Below are 23,474 nucleotides of genomic sequence, written 5' to 3' on the forward strand. Positions count from 1 at the left end.
ATTTCAAAGCCAGCAAGCTATTGTTATGCGTTAGACGAGATGAATAAAAAAAAGTTCAGTTATTTTAGAAAAAACCAATAAAACAATGAAAATCAGTGCGTTAGACTCAATTTTCGCTGAATTTCGAGCACCATTTCACGCAATTCCGGATCATTGATTTCGCCGTTATTAAAGAACCATGAAAAAAGTTGTAAATCGGTTGAAGCTAACAAACGAATAAAAACCTCTTTTTTATGCTCGCTAAGCCCGTCAAAATACTGTTTATAAAAAGGCATGATGACCTTGTCTAATTCCAACATACCGCGCCGACAATCCCACTCAATGCGCAGCGGATCATACTTTTTCATCCTATTCTCCTTTCCAAAAAATCAACTGGATTATAGCGTTAGTGCGCTGTTTGCGAAAATAAATTAATCACCAACACACCACAGATAATCAACCCCATGCCAATTAAACCGGCAGTATCAATTTTCTGCCCAAAGGCGAAATAAGCCACAATGGCTGTCAACACAATCCCCACGCCAGACCAAATGGCATACACCAAACCAACGGAAAGCGTACGAAAAATAATGGCAACAAAATAGAACGAACAGCCATAAAAAGCCAAAGCGCCAAGCGTCGGCAACGGTTTAGTAAAACCGTCGCTGACTTTCAATAGATTGGTGGCAACAATTTCCAAACAAATGGAAACGGCTAATAAAATCCATGGATTCATGTTTTCCCTATACAAAAGTGCGGTCGGAAATTCAGTTAAAAATCCGACCGCACTTTTTATTTCAATTACGCCTTAATTTGGCTTTTTAAGAAGTCAATCAATTGCTCTTTCGCAATCATTTGTTTCTCACCGCTACGACGATTTTTGTATTCGATTTCGCCGTTGGCTAAATTTTTCTCACCGATGACGACCATGTGCGGCACACCGATAAGTTCCATGTCAGCAAACATCACGCCCGGGCGTTCTTTACGATCATCAAAAATCACTTCCACGCCTTGTGCCAATAAAGTGCGGTATAAATCCTCAGCGAATTCTTGCACGCTTTCCGATTTGTGCATATTCATCGGCACAATCGCCACGGTGAACGGCGCCATCGCATCGCTCGGCCAAATAATGCCGCGTTCATCATGATGTTGTTCAATAGCAGCAGCGACAACACGGGTCACACCAATACCATAGCAGCCCATGGTAACGACCGTAGGACGACCGTCTTCACCTTGCACTGTCGCATTCATCGCGTTGGAGTATTTGTCGCCTAATTGGAAGATATGGCCGACTTCAATACCGCGTTTAATTAATAAGGTACCTTTGCCATCCGGACTTGGGTCACCTTCCACCACGTTACGAATATCCGCCACTTTCGGCAACGCCACATCGCGTTCCCAGTTAATGTTGAAATAGTGTTTACCGTCAATGTTAGCGCCAGCGCTGAAATCGGACATGATTGCCACGCTGCGGTCAATAATAACCGGAATGTCTAAGTTAACCGGCCCAAGGGAACCTACACCTGCGCCAATTTTGGCTTTAATGGCGGCTTCATCAGCAAATTCAAATGGGGAAGCCACTTCTGCAAGTTTTTCCGCTTTAACTTCGTTTAATTCGTGATCGCCACGAATGATTAACGCCACTAGCGGCTGTTCTTCACTAGCCCCTTTTACAATCAAGGTCTTAACGGTTTTCTCAATCGGTTGGTTAAATTGCGCGACAAGCTCCGCAATGGTTTTCGCATTCGGTGTATCCACCAATTCCATCGCTTTAGTTGGTGCGGCACGCTCCCCCACCGCCACCGCTTCGGCAAGTTCGATGTTCGCCGCATAATCGGATTCCGTGGAGAAAATCACATCATCTTCACCGCTGTTTGCCAACACTTGGAACTCATGGGATGCGCTACCGCCGATAGAACCGGTATCCGCCTGCACGGCACGGAAATCTAAACCTAAACGGGTGAAAATGTTGCTGTAAGTTTGATACATCACCTCATAGGTTTGTTGCAAACTTTCTTTGTCCATGTGGAAAGAATAAGCATCTTTCATGATAAATTCGCGGCTACGCATCACACCGAAACGTGGACGCACTTCGTCACGGAACTTGGTTTGAATATGATATAAATTAAGAGGAAGCTGACGGTAAGAGGTCACTTCACGACGCATTAAATCGGTGATGGCTTCTTCATTGGTCGGACCGATCACGAAACTCCGTTCGCCGCGGTCGGTGAAACGCAATAATTCCGGACCATACTGATCCCAACGACCGGACTCTTGCCATAATTCTGCCGGTTGCACAACGGGCATTTTGATCTCGATAGCACCGCTTTTATTCATTTCTTCGCGAATGATGTTTTCCACTTTTTGTAGCACGCGCCAACCGGTTGGCATCCAGTTATAAAGCCCGGAAGCTAGAGGGCGAATCATGCCCGCACGCAACATGAGTTGATGGCTAACAATCGCCGCTTCTGCCGGGGTTTCTTTTAAGGTGGATAATAAATATTTACTTGTACGCATTGAATTACCTATAATTCCAAGAATTTTAAAAATACGAGAAAAAAATTGGCGTTAGTGTATCTAATGCGCACGCAAAAGCAAAGAAGAAATCAGGTTTCACGCCTTATAATCCCCGCTAAAAATGCCAATTTAACCCCAGAAAAAGGAATCATCATGTCAGCCCTTTATCAAGCCCTTCCCGCCGTCGATAAATTACTCAAAACCCCGCAAGGAGAACAATTCGTGGCAGAATTTGGCCATAGTGCCACTGTCAGCGTGTCTCGCGAGATGTTGCAACAAGCGCGCGAATATATAAAACGCCATGAAAATCTACCGCACTTTTTGCAAACAACCGACGCTACCTTTCAACATATCCACCAACAATTATTGTTACAACAACGGGTGAATATTAGGAGTGTACATAATTTAACCGGCACAGTATTGCACACCAATCTCGGGCGCGCGTTGTGGTCACCGGCGGCACAAGAAGCTGCGCTGGATGCCATGCAGGGCAATGTGGCGCTGGAATATGATTTAGCGGCTGGCGAGCGCAGTCATCGAGATAACTACATCAGCGACTTACTGCAACAACTCACGGGCGCAGAGGCGGCCTGTGTAGTAAACAACAACGCAGCGGCAGTATTACTGATGCTGGCAACTTTCGCGCAAGGGAAAGAGGTGATCATCTCCCGTGGTGAATTGATTGAAATCGGTGGTGCTTTCCGCATTCCCGACATCATGGCACAGGCTGGTTGCAAACTAGTGGAAGTGGGCACCACCAACCGTACCCATTTAAAAGATTATCGCAACGCAATTAATGAAAATACCGCCTTTTTAATGAAAGTTCACAGCAGTAACTACCAAATTTGCGGTTTCACGCATTCTGTTGATGAACAAGAGCTGGCGGAATTAGGCAAAGAATTTGGCATTCCGGTCATAACGGACTTAGGCAGTGGCGCGTTAATCGATCTGAAACAATTTGACTTGCCGGAAGAACCGACGGTGCAAGAAAAATTACAACAGGGTCTGGATTTGATTTCCTTCTCCGGTGACAAACTGCTTGGCGGGCCACAAGCGGGCATTATCGTGGGTAAAAAAGCATTGATTCAACAGCTACAAGCCCATCCGCTCAAACGCGTGCTACGTTGCGACAAAGTCACACTCGCCGGGCTGGAAGCCACTTTGCGTTTGTATTTGCAACCGGAAAAAATCACTGAAAAACTGACCGCACTTCATCTGCTCACTCAGCCTGTAGCCCAATTACAAGCACAAGCAGAACAACTGAAAGTGCGGTTGGAAAATCGCTTAAATGCAGACTACCTTGTTACTATTGAACCAAGCGAAGCGCAGGTTGGTAGCGGCTCTCAACCATTGGCACGAATTCCGTCAGTTGCGGTCACCATTGCGCCGGCAACAGAAAAAATGCCGACAAAAACCACCGCACTTTTCGCCCGTTTATTGGCGCTACCGCAACCGGTTATCGGGCGCATTGAACGGGATAAAATTTGGTTGGATTTACGCAGTTTGGCTAATCTCGAACGCTTGCTCAACACGTTGGAGGCGCTATGATTATTGTTACATCTGGACACGTTGACCACGGCAAAACCGCACTATTGCAAGCCCTCACCGGCACGCATACGGCACATTTACCGGAAGAAAAAAAACGCGGCATGACCATTGATTTAGGTTACGCCTATTTGCCGTTAAAAGATCAAATCCTCGGCTTTATCGATGTACCGGGGCACGAACGTTTTCTTGCCAATATGTTGGCAGGCTTAGGCGGCATTCATTACGCCATGCTTATCGTTGCCGCAGACGAAGGCGTGCAAGCGCAAACCATCGAGCACTTAAACATTTTGAGCTTGTTGCAATTGCAGGAAATCATGGTGGTGATCACCAAAGCCGACCGCGCCGATGCGCAACAAATTGACGCATTAGAACGACAGCTACGCCAACAATACGCCCTCTTGGCGAACAGCAAATTCTTCGTGACCTCTGCCACCACCGGTCAGGGTATTGAAACATTACGCGATTATTTGGCGCAGTTGCCGGAATTATCGGACACGGAAAAACCGTTCCGTTATGCCATCGACCGTATTTTCACCATTAAAGGTGCCGGCACCGTGGTGACAGGCACCGCATTTGCGGGCAAAGTTGCCATCGACGACGAATTGTATTTAAGCAATGGGCAAAAAGTGCGGGTGAAAAATATCCACGCACAAAACGAACAAAGCACGGAAGGCTTGGCGGGGCAACGCCTGGCATTAAATATTAACCTGGATTTCGACCGCACGTTAATTGAACGCGGCGATTGGTTGTTCTCCCAACCGCCTGCCAAGGCGACAGATCGCGTCACCGTTTGGCTCGAAAACCAAATTCCACTGAACGAAAGCCAACCGGTGCATATTTATCACGCCGCCTCACACACCACGGGCAAGCTGACGTTATTGCAACAACCCAAACTCGCACCTCAGCAACACGCGCTGGCAGAACTGATTTTAGAACAACCGTTATTTTTGGCGCATGGCGACAAAATCATCTTACGTAACAGCAACTCGACCACCGTACTCGGTGGCGCAAAAGTAATTGAAATCCATTCGCCGAAACGCCATAAGCGTACAGAAGCCCGTTTCGATTATTTACGCCAACTGATTCAAGCAGAAACAGCCGAAAAACGCACCGCACTTTATCTGCAAAATCATGCGGTGGAAGCCGAGCAGTTAATGTGGATTGAACAGCTGACAGACTCCCAACTGAACGACATTCTTGAAAAGAACGGCGACATTCGCTTCCAAAGCTGGTGCTTTAATGCCGATTATCGCACGCAACAAACAGCGAAATTATTGACCGCACTTGCGCAATATCACGAACAACATCCCGACCAACTCGGCTTAGGTAAAGCCCGTTTATATCGCATTGCAGCACTGAATCAGCCGGAAAAACTGATTTATCATTTTATTGATGAATTATTAGCCGAGAACCAGCTACAGCAAACCCGTGGTTGGCTACACACCGCCGATCATAAAATTCAATTTAATGAACAAGAGCGTGCATTATGGCAGCAAGTTCTTGAACAATTTGAGCAACATAACGGACAAGCATTGTGGGTGCGTGATCTTGCGGGCTTATTAGGACAGGAAGAAAGCGCTATGCGCAACTTCCTCTACAAAGCCGGTAAATTAGGCTATCTCACCGCCGTGGTAAAAGACCGTTTCTTCCTGACCGAAAACATTTATGCCACCGCCCGTTTAATTAAACAGCTTGTCGCCGGAAAAGAAGGTATATCGGTAAACGAATTGCGTGATGCGTTACAATTCGGACGCAAAATGACCGTGCAACTGGTGGAATATTTCGACCGCTGTGGTTTCTTACGTCGCAAAGGTAATATTCACGTGTTACGCGATGCGGACGTGTTTGATCTATAAAGTGCGGCCGTTTTTGACAACGTTTTTTAACACATAGGAGCTTCCATGAAAAAACTTCTCGTTTCTGCTTTAGCCGTCGCCGGTCTAACGCTTACAGGCTGCAATGATGAAGAAAAAAATGCTCTTTCCGAACAAGTGAAAAAACAAACCCAAACAATCGAGCAGCTAAATGCACAAGTGAATACCTTACAAAGACAGGTTTTGGATTTGGCGGAAAATCAAGCCATTCAAGTAGAACCGGAAGTCCTCTTCCAAAGATCAGAAATCATTTCACCTACAAAAGCTACCGATGATACTTCCATTAACAAAGTCAAATTCGATATTACGATGTTAAAAACCAATTCGGATTGGCTAACTGCTTTGTTATTAAATGAAGTCATTGCCTCATTCAATGTGGAAGGGCAGCCTAAAATCGAAACTAAACAACAGTTTATTGAACGATTAGAGAAAGACATGGCTGAAACCCTAAAAGAAGCAAGAGAGTATGAAACCTTGGCGATAGAAACCAAAGTTGGCATGGAATATTTAGGGCAACGGGAAAACTTAGCCTCCTTCACCCTCCACTATTATAGTTATTCCGGTGGTGCGCACGGGATGTATTCCACCCATTTTGTGAACGTTGATTTAGACAAAAAAGCCGTCATTCGATTAGACGATGTCTTTACTAAAGCACAACAAAACAAAGTTAAAGCGTTGCTATGGGAGATTTACCAAAATGAATCTCGTGGCGATAACGGTGAACAGCAAGAGCCTTTTACCGCAAAAGCCGATTTTTACCTCAGTGATAATTTCTATTTTTCACAAGATGGCATTGTGTTTGTCTATCCACCTTATGCCCTTGGCCCTTATGCAGCAGGTGAAAAGGAACTGCGCCTGTCTTTATATGATGATGAAGTCAAAGCCTTGTTAACACCGGCATTTAAATTTTTAGGAAAAAATTACGTTGAATAACAAACAAAAATCCCCAAGCGCATACTTGGGGATTTTTTTAATTCTCTAATTCTAAACTCAGCACATCCGGTTCATTCTTTAGTAATAAGTACAATTCATGAATGGTGTCTTTGTCATTAATCGTACAACGAATCGTCAATTTGGTTTCACCGTTTGCCTGATCTTTCATATTAATATTTTCAATCAGATGGTTATGGGTATGTAGCAGCTGAATAAATTGCCCCACTGCGGCTGGCGACGCCAATGTGGCGGTAATGCGGGTTTTCTTCTTTTTCTCATAACGGCGCACCCAACGATGCACAGACGGGCTCAAACGAATGGCGATTAAAATCATGAAGGTGGCAATAATCGCATCAAAATAGAATCCTGCGCCGGAAGCAATACCGATACCCGCGGCCGCCCAAATAATCGCCGCCGTGGTCAAGCCAGAAATGGCATCGTTATGTTTACGCAAAATCACGCCTGCACCAAGGAAACCGATGCCGCTAATCACCTGAGCCGCCAAACGCATTGGATCGGTACGAATATTTTCCGACACTTGCGCATAATGTTCGGCTGATTGAATGGAAACAATGGTGAGTACGCAGGTCGTCACCGCAATAATCATGCAAGTTTTTACCCCCACGGGTTTGGCTTTTAATTCACGTTCCAAACCAATGATGCCGCCCAGCACCATGGCAAACGCCATTTTAACGAAAATAAAGAAATGGCTGTCTCGCGCCAATGTTTCAAAAAAAACGGATAGGTTACTCATCATGTTAAATTGTTAATCCAAGTGATTGATAAAGTTGTTTTAGTTCATCTTGCGTTAAAGTGCGGTAGGTTTTTGGCGCTAAATTTTGTAGCGTAAAACCGGCAAGCTGATAACGAATTAAACGCAATGTCGGAAAACCAATATGCGCTGTCATTCTACGCACTTGGCGATTTCGCCCCTCATAAATTTTAATTTCTAACCATGATGTAGGAATATTTTTTCGCTCGCGAATGGGCGGAACACGTTGCCATAAACAGTCCGGTTCGGAAATCAACCGCACTTTTGCCGGTTTTGTCATACCATCTTTTAATTGCACACCCCGCCGAAGTTGCTCTAACGCGGTTTCATCAGGCACGCCTTCCACCTGTACCCAGTAAGTTTTTTCCATTTTAAACTTAGGTTCCGCCAAGCGATGTTGAATCTCCCCGTTGTTAGTCAACAACAATAATCCCTCACTATCGCGATCCAGCCGCCCGACAGGATAAACGTCACCGATATCAATAAAATCTTTCAACGTGCTACGGCCATTTTCATCACTAAATTGGCACAACACATCAAAGGGTTTGTTGAACAGAATTACTTGAGTTTGAGAAAACGCGATTTTAGGCTTAGAAACACCACCAAAATGAACCGCACTTTGTGCTGGTTTTCTCCGTTTTTGGGATTTTCGCCGAAAAGATGTTGGCTGCATAAATAAGATATTCATAAAAATTTTGCATACTTTATCACCAATTGAAGCAAAATCTAAATTTACGTCCTAAATAAATGCACAAAATAGGGAACTTTTTCATCATTAGCGTTTTATTCGGCATTTTACGCCCTTTTTTAGCAAGTTAACGTTGTTTTTTTATAAATCTCATTTTTTTATTCTAAAAATTAAATTTTAAAAAAGAATAAAAAACTATAATTTAAAAATAATTTAATTAAAAATAACGTAAATTTTCGTAATTTGTTATTTTTGTCTATTGACTCGCGTTTTTATTGATTTATATTGAGGCTCTAACATTTTTTTAACTTTAACAGGTTGTTCCATGACTCAAACACATAAACGTGAAACATTCTCCGGACGCAGAGCCTTTATTTTTGCGGCGATCGGTTCGGCAGTTGGCTTAGGAAACATTTGGCGTTTCCCTTATGTTACTTATGAAAACGGCGGCGGCGCCTTTATTATCCCTTACATTGTGGCGTTATTAACGGCCGGCATTCCTTTAGTCTTTTTAGATTATGCTTTAGGCCACAAATTCCGCGCCTCTCCACCATTAGCTTATCGCAAGCTCAAAACCGCTTTTGAAACCTTCGGTTGGTGGCAAGTGATGATCAACGTGATTATTGGTCTTTACTATGCGGTTATTCTTGGCTGGGCAGCAAGCTATGCTTATTATTCCTTCAGCTCCGCTTGGGGGAGCAATCCGGTAGATTTCTTCTTACATGAACACATTAAGATGGCAAGTGAGGTGGCATTAAGCTTGGATTTCGTTGACACTGTTGTCGGTCCGTTACTTGCCGTGTGGATTATCACATTGTTGATTCTTTCTTTTGGCGTACAAAAAGGCGTAGCACGTTCTTCCGTTATCTTTATGCCAATTTTGGTGATCATGTTCATTACCTTAGTGGTCTATTCCTTGTTCTTACCGGGTGCAGAAAAAGGCCTTGATGCCTTATTCTCACCAAACTGGGACAAATTAGCCGACCCAAGCGTTTGGATTGCCGCATACGGCCAGATTTTCTTCTCACTTTCCATTTGCTTCGGCATCATGTTGACTTATGCCTCTTACTTGAAAAAAGAATCGGATTTAACCGGCGCGGGCTTAGTGGTTGGCTTTGCTAATAGTAGCTTTGAAGTATTAGCAGGTATCGGCGTATTCTCTGCGTTAGGATTCATTGCTGTCGCCAACGGACAAGATGTCAGCGAGGTTGCCAAAGGCGGTATCGGCTTAGCCTTCTTTGCCTTCCCAACCATCATTAACCAAGCACCGTTAGGTCAATTATTGGGCGTATTATTCTTCGGGTCTTTAGTTTTCGCCGGCTTAACCTCTTTCATTTCCGTATTAGAAGTGATCATTGCGGCGGTACAAGATAAATTACGATTACGTCGTGCACATGCAACATTCTTGGTGGGCTTACCAATGATGGTGGCATCCACCTTATTATTTGGTACGGCTGCCGGCTTACCGATGCTTGATACCATGGACAACTTCGTCAACATGTTCGGTATCGTGGCTGTGGCGTTCTTCTCTTTACTCTCCATCATCGTTACCGGCAGATTAAAAGAACTTGGTGAACACTTAAACGAAACCGGTTCTTTCAAAGTTGGCGCAATCTGGAAAGCCTGCATTGTAGTCACTACCGGCGTATTGGCGTTCATGCTTTACAAAGAAGCCACCAAAGTATTGGCAAACGGCTACGAAGGCTATCCTGAATGGTTCGTTAACACCTTCGGTTGGGGCATGGCAATCGGTTTAGTCATTATCAGTTTCTTACTTTCCCGTTTACCGTGGAAAAATCTCACACAAACACAAGGAGAAAAATAAGATGTCAACCAACGCAATTATCATGATGGCTATCGCGCTCATCATTATCTGGGGCGGATTATTGGTTTCCCTCATTAGATTACCGAAAGAATAATTTAGGCTTTCAAAAATAAAAATCCCATCAAATGTTTGATGGGATTTTTTATGGGAAAAGTGCGGTGGTTTTTTCATACGTTTTAAAACACCGCAAAAACCTACCGCATTTTGGTTCAACAAGCCTTATGACATCCGTCCGTTAGCGATGGGAATAACCTGATCACAAATTGCCATAGTAGAGGCGCGATGGCTCACTAGGATGATCAATTTTTCTGCTTTCACGTTTAGCAAGGATTGCAAAATCATGGCTTCGTTTAAGCTATCCAGATTGCTGGTCGGTTCGTCCAACAAAATAATCGGTGCATTGTGCAAGAAGGCGCGGGCAATACCGATACGTTGTTTTTCACCGTCAGAAAGGTTGTTCCCCATTTCAGTGATTTTAGTGTCGTAGCCTTCCGGCAAACTCATGATAAATTCATGAATAGAGGCTTTTTTCGCTGCTTCAATTACTTGCTCTTTCGTTGCCTTACGGTTTGCCAACACAATATTTTCATACACGGTTTCATTGAAAATATAGGTTTGTTGGGTGATGTAAGCGATATTGTCGCGCAAATTCACCGTATTAATGTTTTTTAAGTCCGTATCGTTAATGCGAATACGGCCTTGTTGCGGATCGTAAAAACGCATCATTAATTTCAGAAGCGTACTTTTCCCACTACCGCTGCGACCGTGAATACCGAGAATTTCACCTTTATTAAGCTGCAAATTCACATCAGACAAAATTTGTTCGTCCGCATAAGCAAAACTGACGTTTTCTACGTTAATTTGCTGCACATCAGCGATATTCACACCATTTTCTACGTCTTTTAATTCCGGCTGTTCTGCCAATAACGCTAACACACGTTCGCCGCTAGCGAGGGTTTGCAATAAGTTGTTAGACAGGTTACTTAAAGCAATCACCGGGCCATAACTCGACATCAATAAAATCACACCAATGAGCAAGCCGGCAAAATCAATGTAATCGTAAGCAAAGAGCGTTAAGCCCACCAATAAAATCACGATATTAAAGAAAGACACCGCGATTTCCGTGAGCGAACGCACGTTGCCTTCTTGTTGTTTGATTTTTAAAAAGGCTTGGTCGATTTTTTCACTGCGTTGGTGGATTTCCTGTAAACGTTTTTCCTCGTTCCCGAAAAGTTGAATTTCTTTCATGCCACGAATGCTATCGAGGAAGAAATCGTTCATTTCGCCGACTAAGTCACGGTATTTACGGCCATCTTCACGCGCCATTTGGGTGGTAACGATAGGCAAAATAATGCCGACAGTCACATACGCTAAAAATGCCACCAACACGAACCACCAAGAAATATGCGCGAACACCGCCAATAAAATACCGGAGGTTAAAAAAGCAATGGCGATCGGCGCGATGGTGTGCGCATAAAACACTTCCAACAATTCAATGTCGTTGGTCACCAAAGAAAGCAATTGACCGGATTGTTTGTCCTGCAATTTCACAAACGCCAAACGACGTAATGCACTGAACACTTTGTCGCGCAACAACGCCAATAATTTGAAGGCGATGTAATGGCCGGACATTTGTTCCAAATAACGTAAAATGCCACGCGCTACCGCCAGCACAATAAGTGCGGTCAAAATTTGCGATAAATTTAAGTGGGTGTGGAAGTTAAGCAATTCCGACAAGCCCATAGCTCCTAGCACCATAATGAAAATAGCGCTGAGGAAACCGAGGGTACCCATAATGATGGTGAAACTCATGATATGCGCCAATGGCGTCACCAATTTCATGAGCTGCCACATAACGACAAATCCATTCTTACGCATGATTTGCCCCCGTTCTGATATTTTCTAAGTTCTTTTGTTGATTAAACATTTCTGCATAAATTCCGTTTTCAGCCATTAAAGAAGCATGATCGCCTGATTCTGCCAGGTGACCGCTTTGTAACACATAAATTTGATCGGCATTTACCGCATTCGCCAGACGGTGAGAAATCATGATGATAGTTTTTTCGTGTTTAAGCTGTTGAATAAATTGCAGAATGATTTCTTCACTTTCTACGTCGATGTTACTGGTGGCTTCATCGAAAACGTATAAATCAGCATTGTGCAACAAGGCACGCGCCAACGCTAAACGTTGAATTTGACCGCCGGACAAGTTAGTTCCGCGACTTAATAACATCATGTCCAACCCGCCGTTTTCACGGACGAAATTCGCCAAATTCACTTGTTCCAAGCATTGATAAATGGCTTCGTCGGAGGCATTGGATAGTGCCATCAACATATTTTCTCTAAGGCTACCTTTGAAAATGTAACTGCTGTGGCTCACCAACGAAACATGGCGATACAAGGAATGACGGTTAATTTGTTTAATATCAACGCCATTAAATAAAATTTCCCCTTGCTGCGCTTGGTAAAAACCCATGAGCAAGGAAACCAGCGTGGATTTACCGCAACCGCTTTTACCCACAAAAACTGTTAATTGCTTCGGTTGAATATTAAGGTTTAAGCCGTTAATCGCCGGTTTTTCTGCAGAATAGGCAAAATGTAAATCCTTAATTTGCACGGTGACTTCATTTTTAGCTGGAAAATCCACCGCACTTTTGTTTTCTTCTACCGGGGTATCCAACAGCGTAAAGATTTTTTCTGAAGCGGCCTTGCCGTTCATCGCCACGTGGAAGAAAGAGCCGAGTAAGCGTAATGGAATGAAAAATTCGGAAGAAAGCAAAATGAATAAAATGACACCGAAAATACTTAAATTGCCATCTTGGTATTGTAAAAGCGCTGTCAAAATCCCCAATGCTGCACCGCCGTAAGCCAATAAATCCATTAAAGAAACGGAGTTCAGCTGCATGGTCAACACTTTCATGGTGATGGTACGGAAATTCTCCGCTTCGATATCCATTTGTTTGGCTTTGTAATCATCGTCTTGATAAATTTTTAAGGTGATCAAGCCTTGTAGGTTATCCAAAAAGCTGCTGCCTAACCCGACATAAATAGACCAATATTTCGCCAACAAACGTTTCGCGATTTTATTTACCGCAATGATGGACATTGGAATTAACGGCACGCAAACCAAAAGAATTAACGAGGTCGGTGCGTTAAAAAAGACCAGGAAAACAAACAGCGTGAGCGGCGCAAGCAGGCTATAAAACAACTGAGGAAGATAACGACCGAAATAAATTTCCAGTTGTTCCACGCCTTCAGATGCCACTTGGATCACGGAAGAGGTAGATTGTTGGTTAACCTGATTCAGCGGCATGGAAGATAATTTTTGATAAATCAGCGTACGCAATTTATGCTTCACTTGCGTACTCGCTTTATAGGAAGCTTTCACCGCCATTTTGCCCGCCCAAGCACGCAACGCCAGACAAGCAACCAAAACAACAGTAAAAATGACCGCACTTTGCAGCGTAAGCGTACGTTCAAACGCCCATTGCAAACAAATGGCAAACACCACCGCACTTATTATCCCGCCGATTAAGGCAACCCAGTTCCATAATACATTAATAGCAATCCATTTTTTGCTATCCGCGACTGTGTTTATCAGTCGTTTATCTATCATCATAACGTTTATTTTTCCTTAAAAAATCACATCAGTAAAAAGAACCATATCATAACATTTTTATAACAAATGATAATTAATTTTATTCTAATTTTTGGTATTTTTATATTTGACGCTTAAATTTAAAACAAAAAAATAGCACCTTAAGAAAGGTGCTATTTGTATAAAATTCAAATCGGTTTATAGCAAGATATTGGCAAATAACAAACCAAAACCTAAGCAAAATGCCATACTTAATAAACCTGGTAGCATGAAACTGTGGTTGAAAATGTATTTACCGATTCGAGTAGTACCTGTGGTATCAAAGTCAATTGAAGCGATGATTGGACCGTAGTTCGGGATAAAGAAATAACCGTTTACCGCAACAAACACACCAATCAAGATTGCCGGTGGAATACCAAGCGCAATACCCAATGGGAACAAGGTCGCTACGGTAGCGCCTTGGCTGTTTACGAGTACAGAAAGCACGAACAAGGCGAAGGCAAATGTCCAAGGCGCTGTTTCTACTAAACCTTTAACTAAATCTTTTACTTCCTCAATGTGAGCTTGCATTAAGGTATCTCCTAACCATGCGATACCGAAAATAGCGATTACCGCACGCATACCAGCGTGGAATACGGAACCTTTGGTAATTTCAGTGCCATCCGGTTTACAGGTTAAGATAATTAGCGCACCGATAGATAGCATGATGATTTCAATGGTATGTGCCATACCCATTGGTTTGCCATCAAATACCGGACGAAGAGAAGGCATTGCCCCCATTAATACAACAAGCAATGCACCAAACAAGAAAAGAGAAACAGAAATTTTTGCTGTTTTGCTGATCTCAAGTTCTTTTCCACTAATAGTTGAATTAAAGGCTTCGGCATATTTAGGATCGTTTAAACGACGTTGGTATTCCGGATCATCTTTTAATTCCTTACCCATTTTATTGACAAATAAACACGCGCAGAAAATACCAAGAACAGTGGAAGGAATCGTGACGATTAACACATCACCTAAATGAATACCTTGCGGTTCAAGGTACGCCACAACTGCAACTACAGCTGCAGCAATCGGGCTGGCAACAATAGCAAATTGAGAGGCAATAACTGCCATAGACATTGGTCGTTCAGGGCGAACACCATTTTGGCGGCTCACTTCGGCAATGACTGGTAATACAGAATATGCAACGTGGCCGGTACCGGCTAATAGTGTAAAAGTCCAAGTGACTGCAGGTGCAATAAACGTAATGTGTTTTGGATTACGACGTAAAATATTGGTAGCAATTTTGATCATATAATCTAAACCGCCGGCTGCTTGCATTGCTGCTGCAGCGGAAACCACAGCCATAATCATAAACATTACGTCAATTGGCAAACCTGCCGGTTTTAAGCCAAAACCGAAAGACAAGATAGCAAGCCCCAAGCCGCCAAAAACACCCAAACCGATACCGCCAACACGTGCACCAACTAAAATACATAGCAACACGATGGCGAATTGAAGTAAAAACATAGCAGACATACTGCCTCCTTAGAGAATGAAATAAAATCTGTATAACGTATAAGAAATTATACTCAGTTATATTTTGATAGAGATACCTTTCCAAGGCAATAGGGATTTAACAACCCAAAATTCAGCTTAATTATATAAGAATGTCATAATACTGAGTATGGCTGATTTTGAATGTTCTCATTAAATTATGATCCATATCAGGTTTTAAACAAAATTTTGATGGTTATTTCAACAAAATCAACATTCTCCGTAGAAACAATAACTTTTGATAAATAGTCAAAGTAAAGTTATACTTGAGCCCTTATTTTTAAACCTAATTATTGAGAAATATATGGAAGAATTTATGCCGATGGCAATTGAATTTGCCAAAAATCATTCTTTAATTGTTGTTGCTTGGGTAGCTATTTTTCTAATGGTTATCTACCACTTCATCAAATCAGCCACCAGCAAAACAAAAGTGATTGAAAATACTGAAGCTATTTCGTTAATCAACAACCAAAACGCTGTTGTTATTGATTTACGCTCAATGGATGACTTTAATAAAGGTCACATCATTAACAGTTTAAACCTGCTTCCTACCGAAATTAAAAATCACAATATCGGTAAAATTGAACAGCATAAAGAGACACCTGTTATTTTGGTTTGTGCTAACGGCGTGACTTCCGCTTCTTCTGCTGAAATTTTAGCAAAACAAGGATTTAATCACGTTTATTCCTTGAAAGAAGGCCTTGCCGGCTGGCGAGCAGCAAATTTACCTTTAGTTAAAAAATAAATAAGGATACAAAAATGACCGAAGAAAACAAAGAAATCGTAAATAACGAAGAACAAGAGGTTCAAGCAGTACTTCAAATTCAACGTATTTATGTCAAAGACGTTTCTTTTGAAGCACCTAATTTGCCACACATTTTCAATCAAGAATGGAAACCAAAACTGGCTTTTGATTTATCCACCGAAACCGTTAAATTAGCCGATGATTTATACGAAGTTTGTTTAAATATTTCCGTTGAAACCACTTTGGAAGATTCCGGCGATGTGGCTTTTATTTGTGAAGTGAAACAAGCCGGTGTATTTACTATTAGCGGTTTAGAAGATATGCAAATGGCACATTGCTTAACAGCTCAATGCCCAAATATGTTATTCCCTTACGCCCGTGAATTGGTTTCTAACTTAGTCAACCGCGGTACTTTCCCTGCATTAAATCTTTCTCCGGTTAACTTTGATGCTTTATTTGTTGAATATTTACAACGTCAACAACAAGAGCAAGAATCTGCCGAGCAAGCAAAAGCAAATTAATCTCAAAAAACCCACTTTTGATAAAGTGGGTTCTATTTTTTCGTTACTCTCATTTTTATCCGTCAAGGAGTCAATGATGAATACGACCTTAACTCATTCTTCTATTACCGTACTAGGCGCCGGTTCTTTTGGTACCGCCTTGGCTATTGCATTTTCCCGTAACGGACATTTAACCCATCTTTGGGGACATAATTCGACAAAAATGCAAAAACTTGATAGTGAGCGACAAAATACCGAATTTTTACCGGAGATTGTTTTTCCCGATTCGTTACAAATAGAAACGGATTTAGCTAAAGCCATTCAAGCTTCACGCGATTTATTATTAGCCGTTCCAAGCCATTGTTTTGGTGAAATTCTCGATCAAATTCGACTGCACTTACGTCCTGATAGCCGTATTGTTTGGGCTACAAAAGGCTTAGAAAGAGATACCGGTCGCTTGTTGGAAGACGTTATCAAAGAAAAATTAGGCAACCACTATCCTTTAGCGATACTTTCCGGCCCAACTTTTGCCAAAGAGTTGGCTTCTGGTCTTCCGACAGCAATCACCTTGGCTTCCAACGATGAAGCATTTGCATTGCAATTTCAAGCGCGCATTCATTGCAGCAAACATTTTCGCGTTTACATTAATAACGATATGCTTGGTGTACAACTTGGCGGTGCCATTAAAAACGTCATTGCCATTGGCGCAGGGATGTCCGACGGCATGGGATTTGGCGCAAATGCTAGAACAGCACTTATCACACGCGGTATTGCCGAAATATCTCGTTTAGGTATCGCCCTAGGCGCAAATCCAAATACTTTTATGGGTATGTCCGGCTTAGGTGATCTTGTTTTAACCTGTACTGATAATCAGTCCCGTAACCGTCGTTTTGGCATGATGTTAGGGCAAGGTTTTTCCGCTCAAACAGCAATGGATAATATTGGTCAAGTAGTAGAAGGTTTCTATAACACCAAAGAGGCCCATTTACTTGCACAACGACACGGCATTGAAATGCCTATCACTGAACAAATTTACCAAGTCCTGTTCTGTGGCAAAAATGCTAAAGAAGCCGCATTGAGTTTATTAGGTAGAGAACGTAAAGAGGAATAATCCATGTCATCAACGGTTTGGCAAAATATTCGTCAGGAAGCAAAAGAGTTAGTGGATAACGAACCTATGCTTGCCAGTTTTTTCCATTCAACGATTTTAAAACATCATAATTTAGGCAGTGCATTAAGTTACATTTTAGCCAACAAATTGGCCAACACGATTATGCCGGCTATTGCGTTACGCGAAATTATCGAAGAAACCTATCAGGAAAAACCAAGCATTATTGAATGTGCCGCTTTTGATATTCAAGCCGTTCGTCAACGAGATCCGGCGGTAGAACTTTGGTCAACCCCTTTGCTTTATTTAAAAGGGTTTCACGCTATTCAAAGTTATCGCATTACCCATCATTTATGGCAACAAAACCGCAAAGCGCTAGCTATTTATTTGCAAAACCAAATTTCTGTTGCATTTGACGTGGACATTCACCCTGCAGCCAAAATCGGCCATGGCATTATGTTCGACCATGCCACCGGTATTGTTGTCGGCGAAACCTCCGTGATTGAAAATAACGTGTCTATTCTACAAGGTGTCACCCTAGGAGGTACCGGAAAAGAATGTGGTGATCGTCATCCAAAAATTCGTGAAGGCGTGATGATTGGTGCGGGTGCAAAAATTTTGGGCAATATTGAAGTGGGAAAATACGCCAAAATCGGCGCGAATTCTGTTGTATTACAACCTATCCCCGACTATGCCACCGCCGCAGGCATACCGGCACGTATAATCGGAAAAGACAAAGACGCCAAACCGGCATTTGAGATGAACCAAAATTTTATTGATTTAGGAATGGAATTGAATATTTAGGCTCAACAAGGATCTCAAGGTTGAGCCTAAAACATCTTCAAAAGTGACCGCTCTTTAACGTTTGTTAAGCGCCGATTAAACGTGAAAGTGCGGTGTCTTTTCGGTCTAAATAATGGGTAGATTGAATACGACGGATTGTTCTGGATTTTCCTCGAATTAATAAGGTTTCCGTGGTTGCCAGATTGCCTTTACGATGAATACCTTTTAATAGGTCACCATTAGTAATTCCGGTGGCCGCAAAAACTAAATTGTCGTCACGCACTAATTGTTCAAGCTGTAATACAGTATTTACTTGAACACCCATTTCTTCACAACGACGTATTTCTTCTGCTGCCAACGCATTATTTTCCGGTGTTTCCCCTTTAACGACATTTCTTGGTAATAAACGGGATTGCATATCCCCCCCTAAAGCTCGAATTGCCGCCGCCGCAATAACGCCTTCCGGTGCACCGCCAATACCGTACACCATGTCAATTTCAGCTTCCGGTAAACAACATAATACCGATGCCGCAATATCACCATCTGGAATAGTAAATACGCGTACACCTAATTGATGCATTTTATCAATAACCTCTTTATGACGAGGTTTATCCAAAATCGTTACCGTTAAGTCAGATAATAATTTACCCAATTTAGAGGCGACACGACGCAAGTTTTGTTCAAGCGGTAAATTTAAATCGATGATGCCTTTTGCCTCCGGGCCAACCACCATTTTTTCCATATACATATCAGGCGCTTTTAAAAAAGTATTTTTACCGCCTGCTGCCAACACGGAAATAGCATTAGTTTGTCCCATGGCCGTCATACGCGTGCCATCAATTGGATCAACGGCAATTGACACTAACTCGCCCATGCCGGACCCTACTTTTTCACCAATATACAGCATTGGCGCTTGATCAATTTCCCCTTCACCAATAACAACTTCTGCGTCCATATGCACTAAATTCAACATATAACGCATTGCTTTCACGGCGGCATCATCAGCCGAATTTTTATCACCACGTCCTAACCAAGCAAACCCGGCTAATGCGGCGACTTCTGTTACTCTTGAAAACTCAATGGCTAATGATCTGTTCATGGGAATTCCTTAAAAATGAGAAGTAAAAAAATCGGCTTATTTTATCACTAAGCAAACGTTTGCATACCAAAAACATCAAGAAATTTTCTACAGGGTAATTAATTCAAAGATTATTTGATTCTCCGCTTTAATAAAAACAATTAACTAGGTAGAATAAAGCCACTTTTATCCATTTGTTTTAGAGGAAATTACCATGTCATTCGAAGTATTAGATCAGTTAGAAAACAAAATTAAGCAAACAGTTGAAACTATTCAATTACTTCAATTAGAAGTTGAAGAATTAAAAGAAAAAAACAACAAATCACAACAAGAAAACGATGCATTACGTGGTGAAAACGAACAGTTAAGAAACGAACAGCAAAATATTCAAGAGCGTTTACGTTCCATCATAGGCATGACTGATGGTATCTAATCGATTAATAAAAAACAAAGGCTTAGTTAATCTAAGCCTTCTTTTTTTGGAGAAAAAAATGCAACCTAAAATTTGCTTAATTACCGGCAGCACCTTAGGCGGTGCCGAATATGTTGCCGAACATTTAGAAAACCTATTACAACAACAAGGTTTCAGTACCGAATTACATCATGGACCTACATTGAATGAGGTTATCAATGAAAAATTATGGTTGGTGGTAACCTCCACCCATGGCGCAGGAGAACTGCCGGATAACCTCAAACCGTTATTTGAAGCCCTTGATGCAAGTGATATAGATCTTTCAACATTGAAATTTGCGGTGATCGGTTTAGGTAATTCCGATTACGATACCTTTTGCTTTGCCGTGGATAGAGTAGAACAAACGTTATCGGCAAAAAGTGCGGTCAAAATAACTGATGCTTTGCGTATTGACGTCTTAACAGAAACCGACCAAGAACAATGCGTAGAGAACTGGTTGCCCAATTTTACGAATAAAATTTCATCAATTTCGTTTTCATAAAATCAATTAACAAGAAAAAACACTTGTGGATAACTTAACATAAAATTGTGAGAAATCTGTTTTTATAACATGGGTAAGTTTTTCAAAAGATCATGCTGTGGATAAACCACGAAGTTATACACAAGAATTGAAGTGTAGGATCAGTAAGATCTTAACAGTTTTAAAAATGATCTATGTTCTTCATTTACAACATAAAAAAGATCTTATTCAAGTTATTCAGCGATCCTAATAGTAGTAATAATAAAATAGATCTTTATATAGAGATCTTATTCTTATTAGCGAGAGATCCTTTTAACGATCTCACTTACTCTTTCACTGAAACTGTCCTTTTAACAAAACAAGATTTTCAGTAGAATAGCGACCAATTTTTTTAAAGGATCAAAAGATCCGTACCTCATTCAAAATAGAGATCATTCATAATCATGTTTTACACTGAAACCTATGATGTCATCGTGATCGGTGGCGGTCATGCAGGGACTGAAGCCGCATTGGCGCCTGCTCGTATGGGATTAAAAACCCTATTACTTACGCATAATGTAGATACCCTAGGACAAATGTCTTGTAACCCGGCAATTGGCGGAATAGGAAAAGGCCATTTAGTCAGAGAGATTGATGCCATGGGCGGTTTAATGGCCACGGCAGCAGATCAGGCAGGTATTCAATTTCGTACACTAAATAGCAGTAAAGGTCCGGCCGTGCGAGCGACTCGTGCACAGGCAGACCGTGTGCTATATCGACAAGCAGTAAGAATTGCTCTTGAAAATCAACCTAATTTAGATATTTTCCAACAAGAAGTCAGCGATATTTTAGTAGAGCAAGAGCGCGCTACCGGTGTCGTGACGAAAATGGGACTGAAATTTCATGCGAAATCAGTAATTTTAACTGCCGGCACGTTCTTAGCCGGTAAGATCCATATTGGTTTGGAAAATTACGAAGGTGGACGCGCGGGTGATCCTGCTTCTGTTACACTTTCTCATCATTTAAGAGATCTTGGTTTACGTGTGGATCGTTTAAAAACGGGAACACCCCCACGTATTGATGCGCGTACCATTGATTTTTCCGTACTTGCTGAACAGCATGGTGATGCACAATTGCCGGTATTTTCTTTCATGGGATCCGTTGATCAACATCCTCGCCAAATTCCGTGTTTTATTACACATACGAATGAAAAAACGCACGAGGTGATCCGTCATAATTTGGATCGTAGCCCGATGTACACGGGAGTTATCGAAGGAATTGGTCCGCGTTATTGCCCATCTATCGAAGATAAAGTAATGCGTTTTGCCGATCGTAATTCGCATCAAATTTATTTAGAACCAGAAGGTTTAACCACAAATGAAATTTACCCGAACGGGATTTCCACCAGTTTGCCATTTGACGTGCAAATGGGCATTGTGAATTCCATGAAAGGGTTGGAAAATGCGCGCATTATTAAGCCGGGTTATGCCATTGAATATGATTATTTTGACCCACGTGATTTAAAACCAACTTTAGAAACCAAATCCATTCAAGGTTTATTCTTTGCCGGTCAAATTAACGGTACGACCGGTTATGAAGAGGCTGCTTCTCAAGGGTTGTTAGCAGGAATTAACGCGGGTCTTTATGTGCAAGAAAAAGAGGCTTGGTTCCCACGTCGTGATCAGGCTTACATGGGAGTATTGGTGGATGATCTTTGCACGCTTGGCACCAAAGAACCTTATCGCGTATTCACGTCCCGAGCGGAATATCGTTTGTTATTGCGTGAAGATAATGCCGACATTCGTTTGACACCGATTGCCCATGAATTAGGGTTAATTGACGAAGCCCGCTGGGCACGTTTCAACCAGAAAATGGAAAATATTGAACAAGAACGTCAGCGTTTACGTAGTATTTGGTTACATCCGCGTTCAGAACATTTAGAAGAAGCCAACCAAGTATTGGGCAGTCCGTTGGTGCGTGAAGCCAGTGGTGAAGATTTATTGCGTCGTCCGGAAATAAATTATCAAATTTTGACCGCACTTACGCCATTTCAGCCGCCGATGGGCGATAAAGAAGCCATTGAACAAGTGGAAATTGCGATTAAATATCAAGGGTATATAGAACATCAGCAAGACGAAATCGAAAAACAAAAACGTCATGAAAATACGGCTATTCCGGCTAACTTTGATTACAGTAAAGTGTCTGGTTTATCCAATGAAGTACGTGCGAAGTTGGAACAGCATCGCCCGGTGTCTATTGGACAAGCCAGCCGTATTTCCGGTATTACGCCGGCAGCCATTTCCATTATTTTGGTGAATTTGAAAAAACAAGGCATGTTAAAACGTGGTGAGTAATGGCTAATTTAGAACTTCAATTAACGGATAAGCTAAAAACATTATTAAAACAAACCGCACTTTCTGTCACAGATCAGCAACTTAAACAGTTAGTGAAGCTAGTTTTATTACTGGATAAATGGAATAAGGCATATAACCTGACTTCAGTACGTGATCCGCAGGAAATGGTGGTGAAACATATTTTAGATAGTATTGTGGTTAGCCCTTATTTACAAGGTAACCGTTTTATTGATGTCGGCACCGGTCCAGGCTTGCCCGGTTTGCCTTTAGCTATCGTTAATCCGCAAAAACAATTTGTTTTATTGGATAGTTTAGGTAAACGTATTAGTTTTATTCGTAATGCTATTCGTGAGCTGGGGCTAACCAATGTAGAACCGGTACTAAGTCGAGTAGAAGATTACCATCCCGATCATCAATTTGATGGCGTGTTAAGTCGTGCTTTTGCTTCCTTAAAAGATATGACCGACTGGTGTCATCATTTACCTAAATCGGATGGATTATTTTATGCGCTAAAAGGTCTTTATCACGAAGAAGAAGTGAAAGAATTAAATCCTCAATTTAAGGTGAAAAATGTCATTAAATTAGAGGTTCCCGAACTAACCGGGGAGCGGCATTTGGTCATTTTGTGATGATTTGTTTAAAGTGTGATTTATTTAACACTTTTTTTACTTTTTTATGTTGAATCTCTTTAGTTCAAAGGTATAATTAGCCAGTTTTTGCAT

The 23,474-nt window shown here is 41.9% G+C and carries 22 protein-coding genes; 13 read left to right on the forward strand and 9 right to left on the reverse strand.

Annotated features, from left to right (window positions below):
• Positions 1-92 precede the first annotated feature (92 nt).
• The 3 genes from DK415_RS07475 to proS form a co-directional block, all read right to left on the reverse strand.
• The gene (locus DK415_RS07475; protein WP_109433098.1) at positions 93-347 is read right to left on the reverse strand and encodes an FAD assembly factor SdhE; all 255 of its coding nucleotides are present in this window, start codon (positions 345-347) and stop codon (positions 93-95) included.
• A 38-nt stretch (positions 348-385) separates the two neighbouring features.
• Complete coding sequence (locus tag DK415_RS07480) at positions 386-715, reverse strand: DMT family transporter (protein ID WP_048749121.1); 330 nt, start codon at positions 713-715, stop codon at positions 386-388.
• Between the two features lie 65 nt (positions 716-780).
• Positions 781-2,496 (reverse strand): proline--tRNA ligase, encoded by a 1,716-nt coding sequence (gene proS, locus DK415_RS07485; RefSeq protein WP_109433099.1) that lies wholly within the window; start codon positions 2,494-2,496, stop codon positions 781-783.
• Between the two features lie 153 nt (positions 2,497-2,649).
• Between proS and selA the strand changes: the two genes are divergently transcribed.
• Genes selA through DK415_RS07500 form a run of 3 tightly spaced genes read left to right on the forward strand, consistent with a single transcriptional unit; the run spans position 2,650 to position 6,851 of the window.
• The gene (gene selA / locus DK415_RS07490) at positions 2,650-4,044 is read left to right on the forward strand and encodes an L-seryl-tRNA(Sec) selenium transferase (RefSeq protein WP_109433100.1); all 1,395 of its coding nucleotides are present in this window, start codon (positions 2,650-2,652) and stop codon (positions 4,042-4,044) included.
• Positions 4,041-5,900 carry a selenocysteine-specific translation elongation factor gene (gene selB, locus DK415_RS07495; RefSeq protein ID WP_109433101.1) on the forward strand — a complete coding sequence of 620 codons (1,860 nt, stop codon included), beginning with the start codon at positions 4,041-4,043 and terminating at the stop codon, positions 5,898-5,900. The genes selA and selB overlap by 4 nt, the downstream gene beginning before the upstream one ends.
• A gap of 45 nt (positions 5,901-5,945) precedes the next feature.
• Entirely contained in the window at positions 5,946-6,851 is a 906-nt protein-coding gene (locus DK415_RS07500) for a DUF3298 domain-containing protein (protein ID WP_109433102.1), read from the forward strand.
• A 37-nt stretch (positions 6,852-6,888) separates the two neighbouring features.
• On the opposite strand, the gene DK415_RS07505 is transcribed toward DK415_RS07500, so the two are convergent.
• Both DK415_RS07505 and DK415_RS07510 read right to left on the reverse strand, forming a co-directional pair.
• Positions 6,889-7,605 carry an MgtC/SapB family protein gene (locus DK415_RS07505; RefSeq protein WP_109433153.1) on the reverse strand — a complete coding sequence of 239 codons (717 nt, stop codon included), beginning with the start codon at positions 7,603-7,605 and terminating at the stop codon, positions 6,889-6,891.
• A gap of 4 nt (positions 7,606-7,609) precedes the next feature.
• On the reverse strand, positions 7,610-8,311 hold the full coding sequence (locus DK415_RS07510; protein WP_109433103.1) for an rRNA large subunit pseudouridine synthase E: 702 nt from the start codon (positions 8,309-8,311) through the stop codon (positions 7,610-7,612).
• 325 nt (positions 8,312-8,636) lie between these two features.
• Here DK415_RS07510 and DK415_RS07515 point away from each other — a divergent pair, with 325 nt between their 5' ends.
• Together DK415_RS07515 and DK415_RS07520 are read left to right on the forward strand one after the other, a co-directional pair.
• Positions 8,637-10,136 (forward strand): sodium-dependent transporter, encoded by a 1,500-nt coding sequence (locus DK415_RS07515; protein ID WP_109433104.1) that lies wholly within the window; start codon positions 8,637-8,639, stop codon positions 10,134-10,136.
• Position 10,137: 1 nt separating this feature from the next.
• Positions 10,138-10,230: a methionine/alanine import family NSS transporter small subunit gene (locus DK415_RS07520; RefSeq protein WP_048749132.1), complete on the forward strand. Its 93-nt coding sequence runs from the start codon at positions 10,138-10,140 to the stop codon at positions 10,228-10,230.
• Positions 10,231-10,355: 125 nt separating this feature from the next.
• Here DK415_RS07520 and cydC read toward each other — a convergent pair whose 3' ends face one another.
• The 3 genes from cydC to DK415_RS07535 form a co-directional block, all read right to left on the reverse strand.
• Entirely contained in the window at positions 10,356-12,014 is a 1,659-nt protein-coding gene (cydC, locus tag DK415_RS07525) for a thiol reductant ABC exporter subunit CydC (protein WP_109433105.1), read from the reverse strand.
• Complete coding sequence (locus DK415_RS07530) at positions 12,007-13,755, reverse strand: ABC transporter ATP-binding protein/permease (RefSeq protein WP_109433106.1); 1,749 nt, start codon at positions 13,753-13,755, stop codon at positions 12,007-12,009. Before DK415_RS07530 ends, cydC begins: the two co-directional genes overlap by 8 nt.
• A 177-nt stretch (positions 13,756-13,932) precedes the next feature.
• Complete coding sequence (locus DK415_RS07535) at positions 13,933-15,255, reverse strand: anaerobic C4-dicarboxylate transporter (RefSeq protein WP_109433107.1); 1,323 nt, start codon at positions 15,253-15,255, stop codon at positions 13,933-13,935.
• Between the two features lie 322 nt (positions 15,256-15,577).
• Here DK415_RS07535 and DK415_RS07540 point away from each other — a divergent pair, with 322 nt between their 5' ends.
• The 4 genes from DK415_RS07540 (at position 15,578) to cysE (ending at position 18,430) form a co-directional block, all read left to right on the forward strand.
• On the forward strand, positions 15,578-16,018 hold the full coding sequence (locus tag DK415_RS07540) for a rhodanese-like domain-containing protein (RefSeq protein WP_109433108.1): 441 nt from the start codon (positions 15,578-15,580) through the stop codon (positions 16,016-16,018).
• Between the two features lie 14 nt (positions 16,019-16,032).
• Positions 16,033-16,539, forward strand: a complete 507-nt coding sequence (gene secB, locus DK415_RS07545; RefSeq protein WP_109433109.1) for a protein-export chaperone SecB — start codon at positions 16,033-16,035, stop codon at positions 16,537-16,539.
• A 76-nt stretch (positions 16,540-16,615) separates the two neighbouring features.
• Entirely contained in the window at positions 16,616-17,629 is a 1,014-nt protein-coding gene (gene gpsA / locus DK415_RS07550; protein WP_109433110.1) for an NAD(P)H-dependent glycerol-3-phosphate dehydrogenase, read from the forward strand.
• A gap of 3 nt (positions 17,630-17,632) precedes the next feature.
• Positions 17,633-18,430 carry a serine O-acetyltransferase gene (gene cysE, locus DK415_RS07555; RefSeq protein WP_109433111.1) on the forward strand — a complete coding sequence of 266 codons (798 nt, stop codon included), beginning with the start codon at positions 17,633-17,635 and terminating at the stop codon, positions 18,428-18,430.
• A gap of 64 nt (positions 18,431-18,494) precedes the next feature.
• Here the strand turns inward: cysE and glpX are convergent, their stop codons facing one another.
• A complete protein-coding gene (gene glpX, locus DK415_RS07560) occupies positions 18,495-19,508 on the reverse strand; it encodes a class II fructose-bisphosphatase (RefSeq protein WP_048749148.1) in 1,014 nt (337 codons plus the stop codon).
• Between the two features lie 193 nt (positions 19,509-19,701).
• On the opposite strand from glpX, the gene zapB reads away from it, so the two are divergent.
• The 4 genes from zapB to rsmG all read left to right on the forward strand — a co-directional run bounded on the left by zapB (position 19,702) and on the right by rsmG (position 23,381).
• The gene (zapB, locus tag DK415_RS07565; RefSeq protein ID WP_006719913.1) at positions 19,702-19,920 is read left to right on the forward strand and encodes a cell division protein ZapB; all 219 of its coding nucleotides are present in this window, start codon (positions 19,702-19,704) and stop codon (positions 19,918-19,920) included.
• A gap of 58 nt (positions 19,921-19,978) precedes the next feature.
• Positions 19,979-20,440, forward strand: a complete 462-nt coding sequence (mioC, locus tag DK415_RS07570) for an FMN-binding protein MioC (protein ID WP_109433154.1) — start codon at positions 19,979-19,981, stop codon at positions 20,438-20,440.
• Between the two features lie 422 nt (positions 20,441-20,862).
• Complete coding sequence (gene mnmG / locus DK415_RS07580) at positions 20,863-22,752, forward strand: tRNA uridine-5-carboxymethylaminomethyl(34) synthesis enzyme MnmG (protein WP_109433113.1); 1,890 nt, start codon at positions 20,863-20,865, stop codon at positions 22,750-22,752.
• Positions 22,752-23,381, forward strand: a complete 630-nt coding sequence (gene rsmG / locus DK415_RS07585) for a 16S rRNA (guanine(527)-N(7))-methyltransferase RsmG (protein ID WP_109433114.1) — start codon at positions 22,752-22,754, stop codon at positions 23,379-23,381. Before mnmG ends, rsmG begins: the two co-directional genes overlap by 1 nt.
• Positions 23,382-23,474: the final 93 nt, after the last annotated feature.

This window comes from Aggregatibacter segnis, from assembly GCF_003130075.1.
Lineage (GTDB): Bacteria > Pseudomonadota > Gammaproteobacteria > Enterobacterales > Pasteurellaceae > Aggregatibacter > Aggregatibacter segnis_A.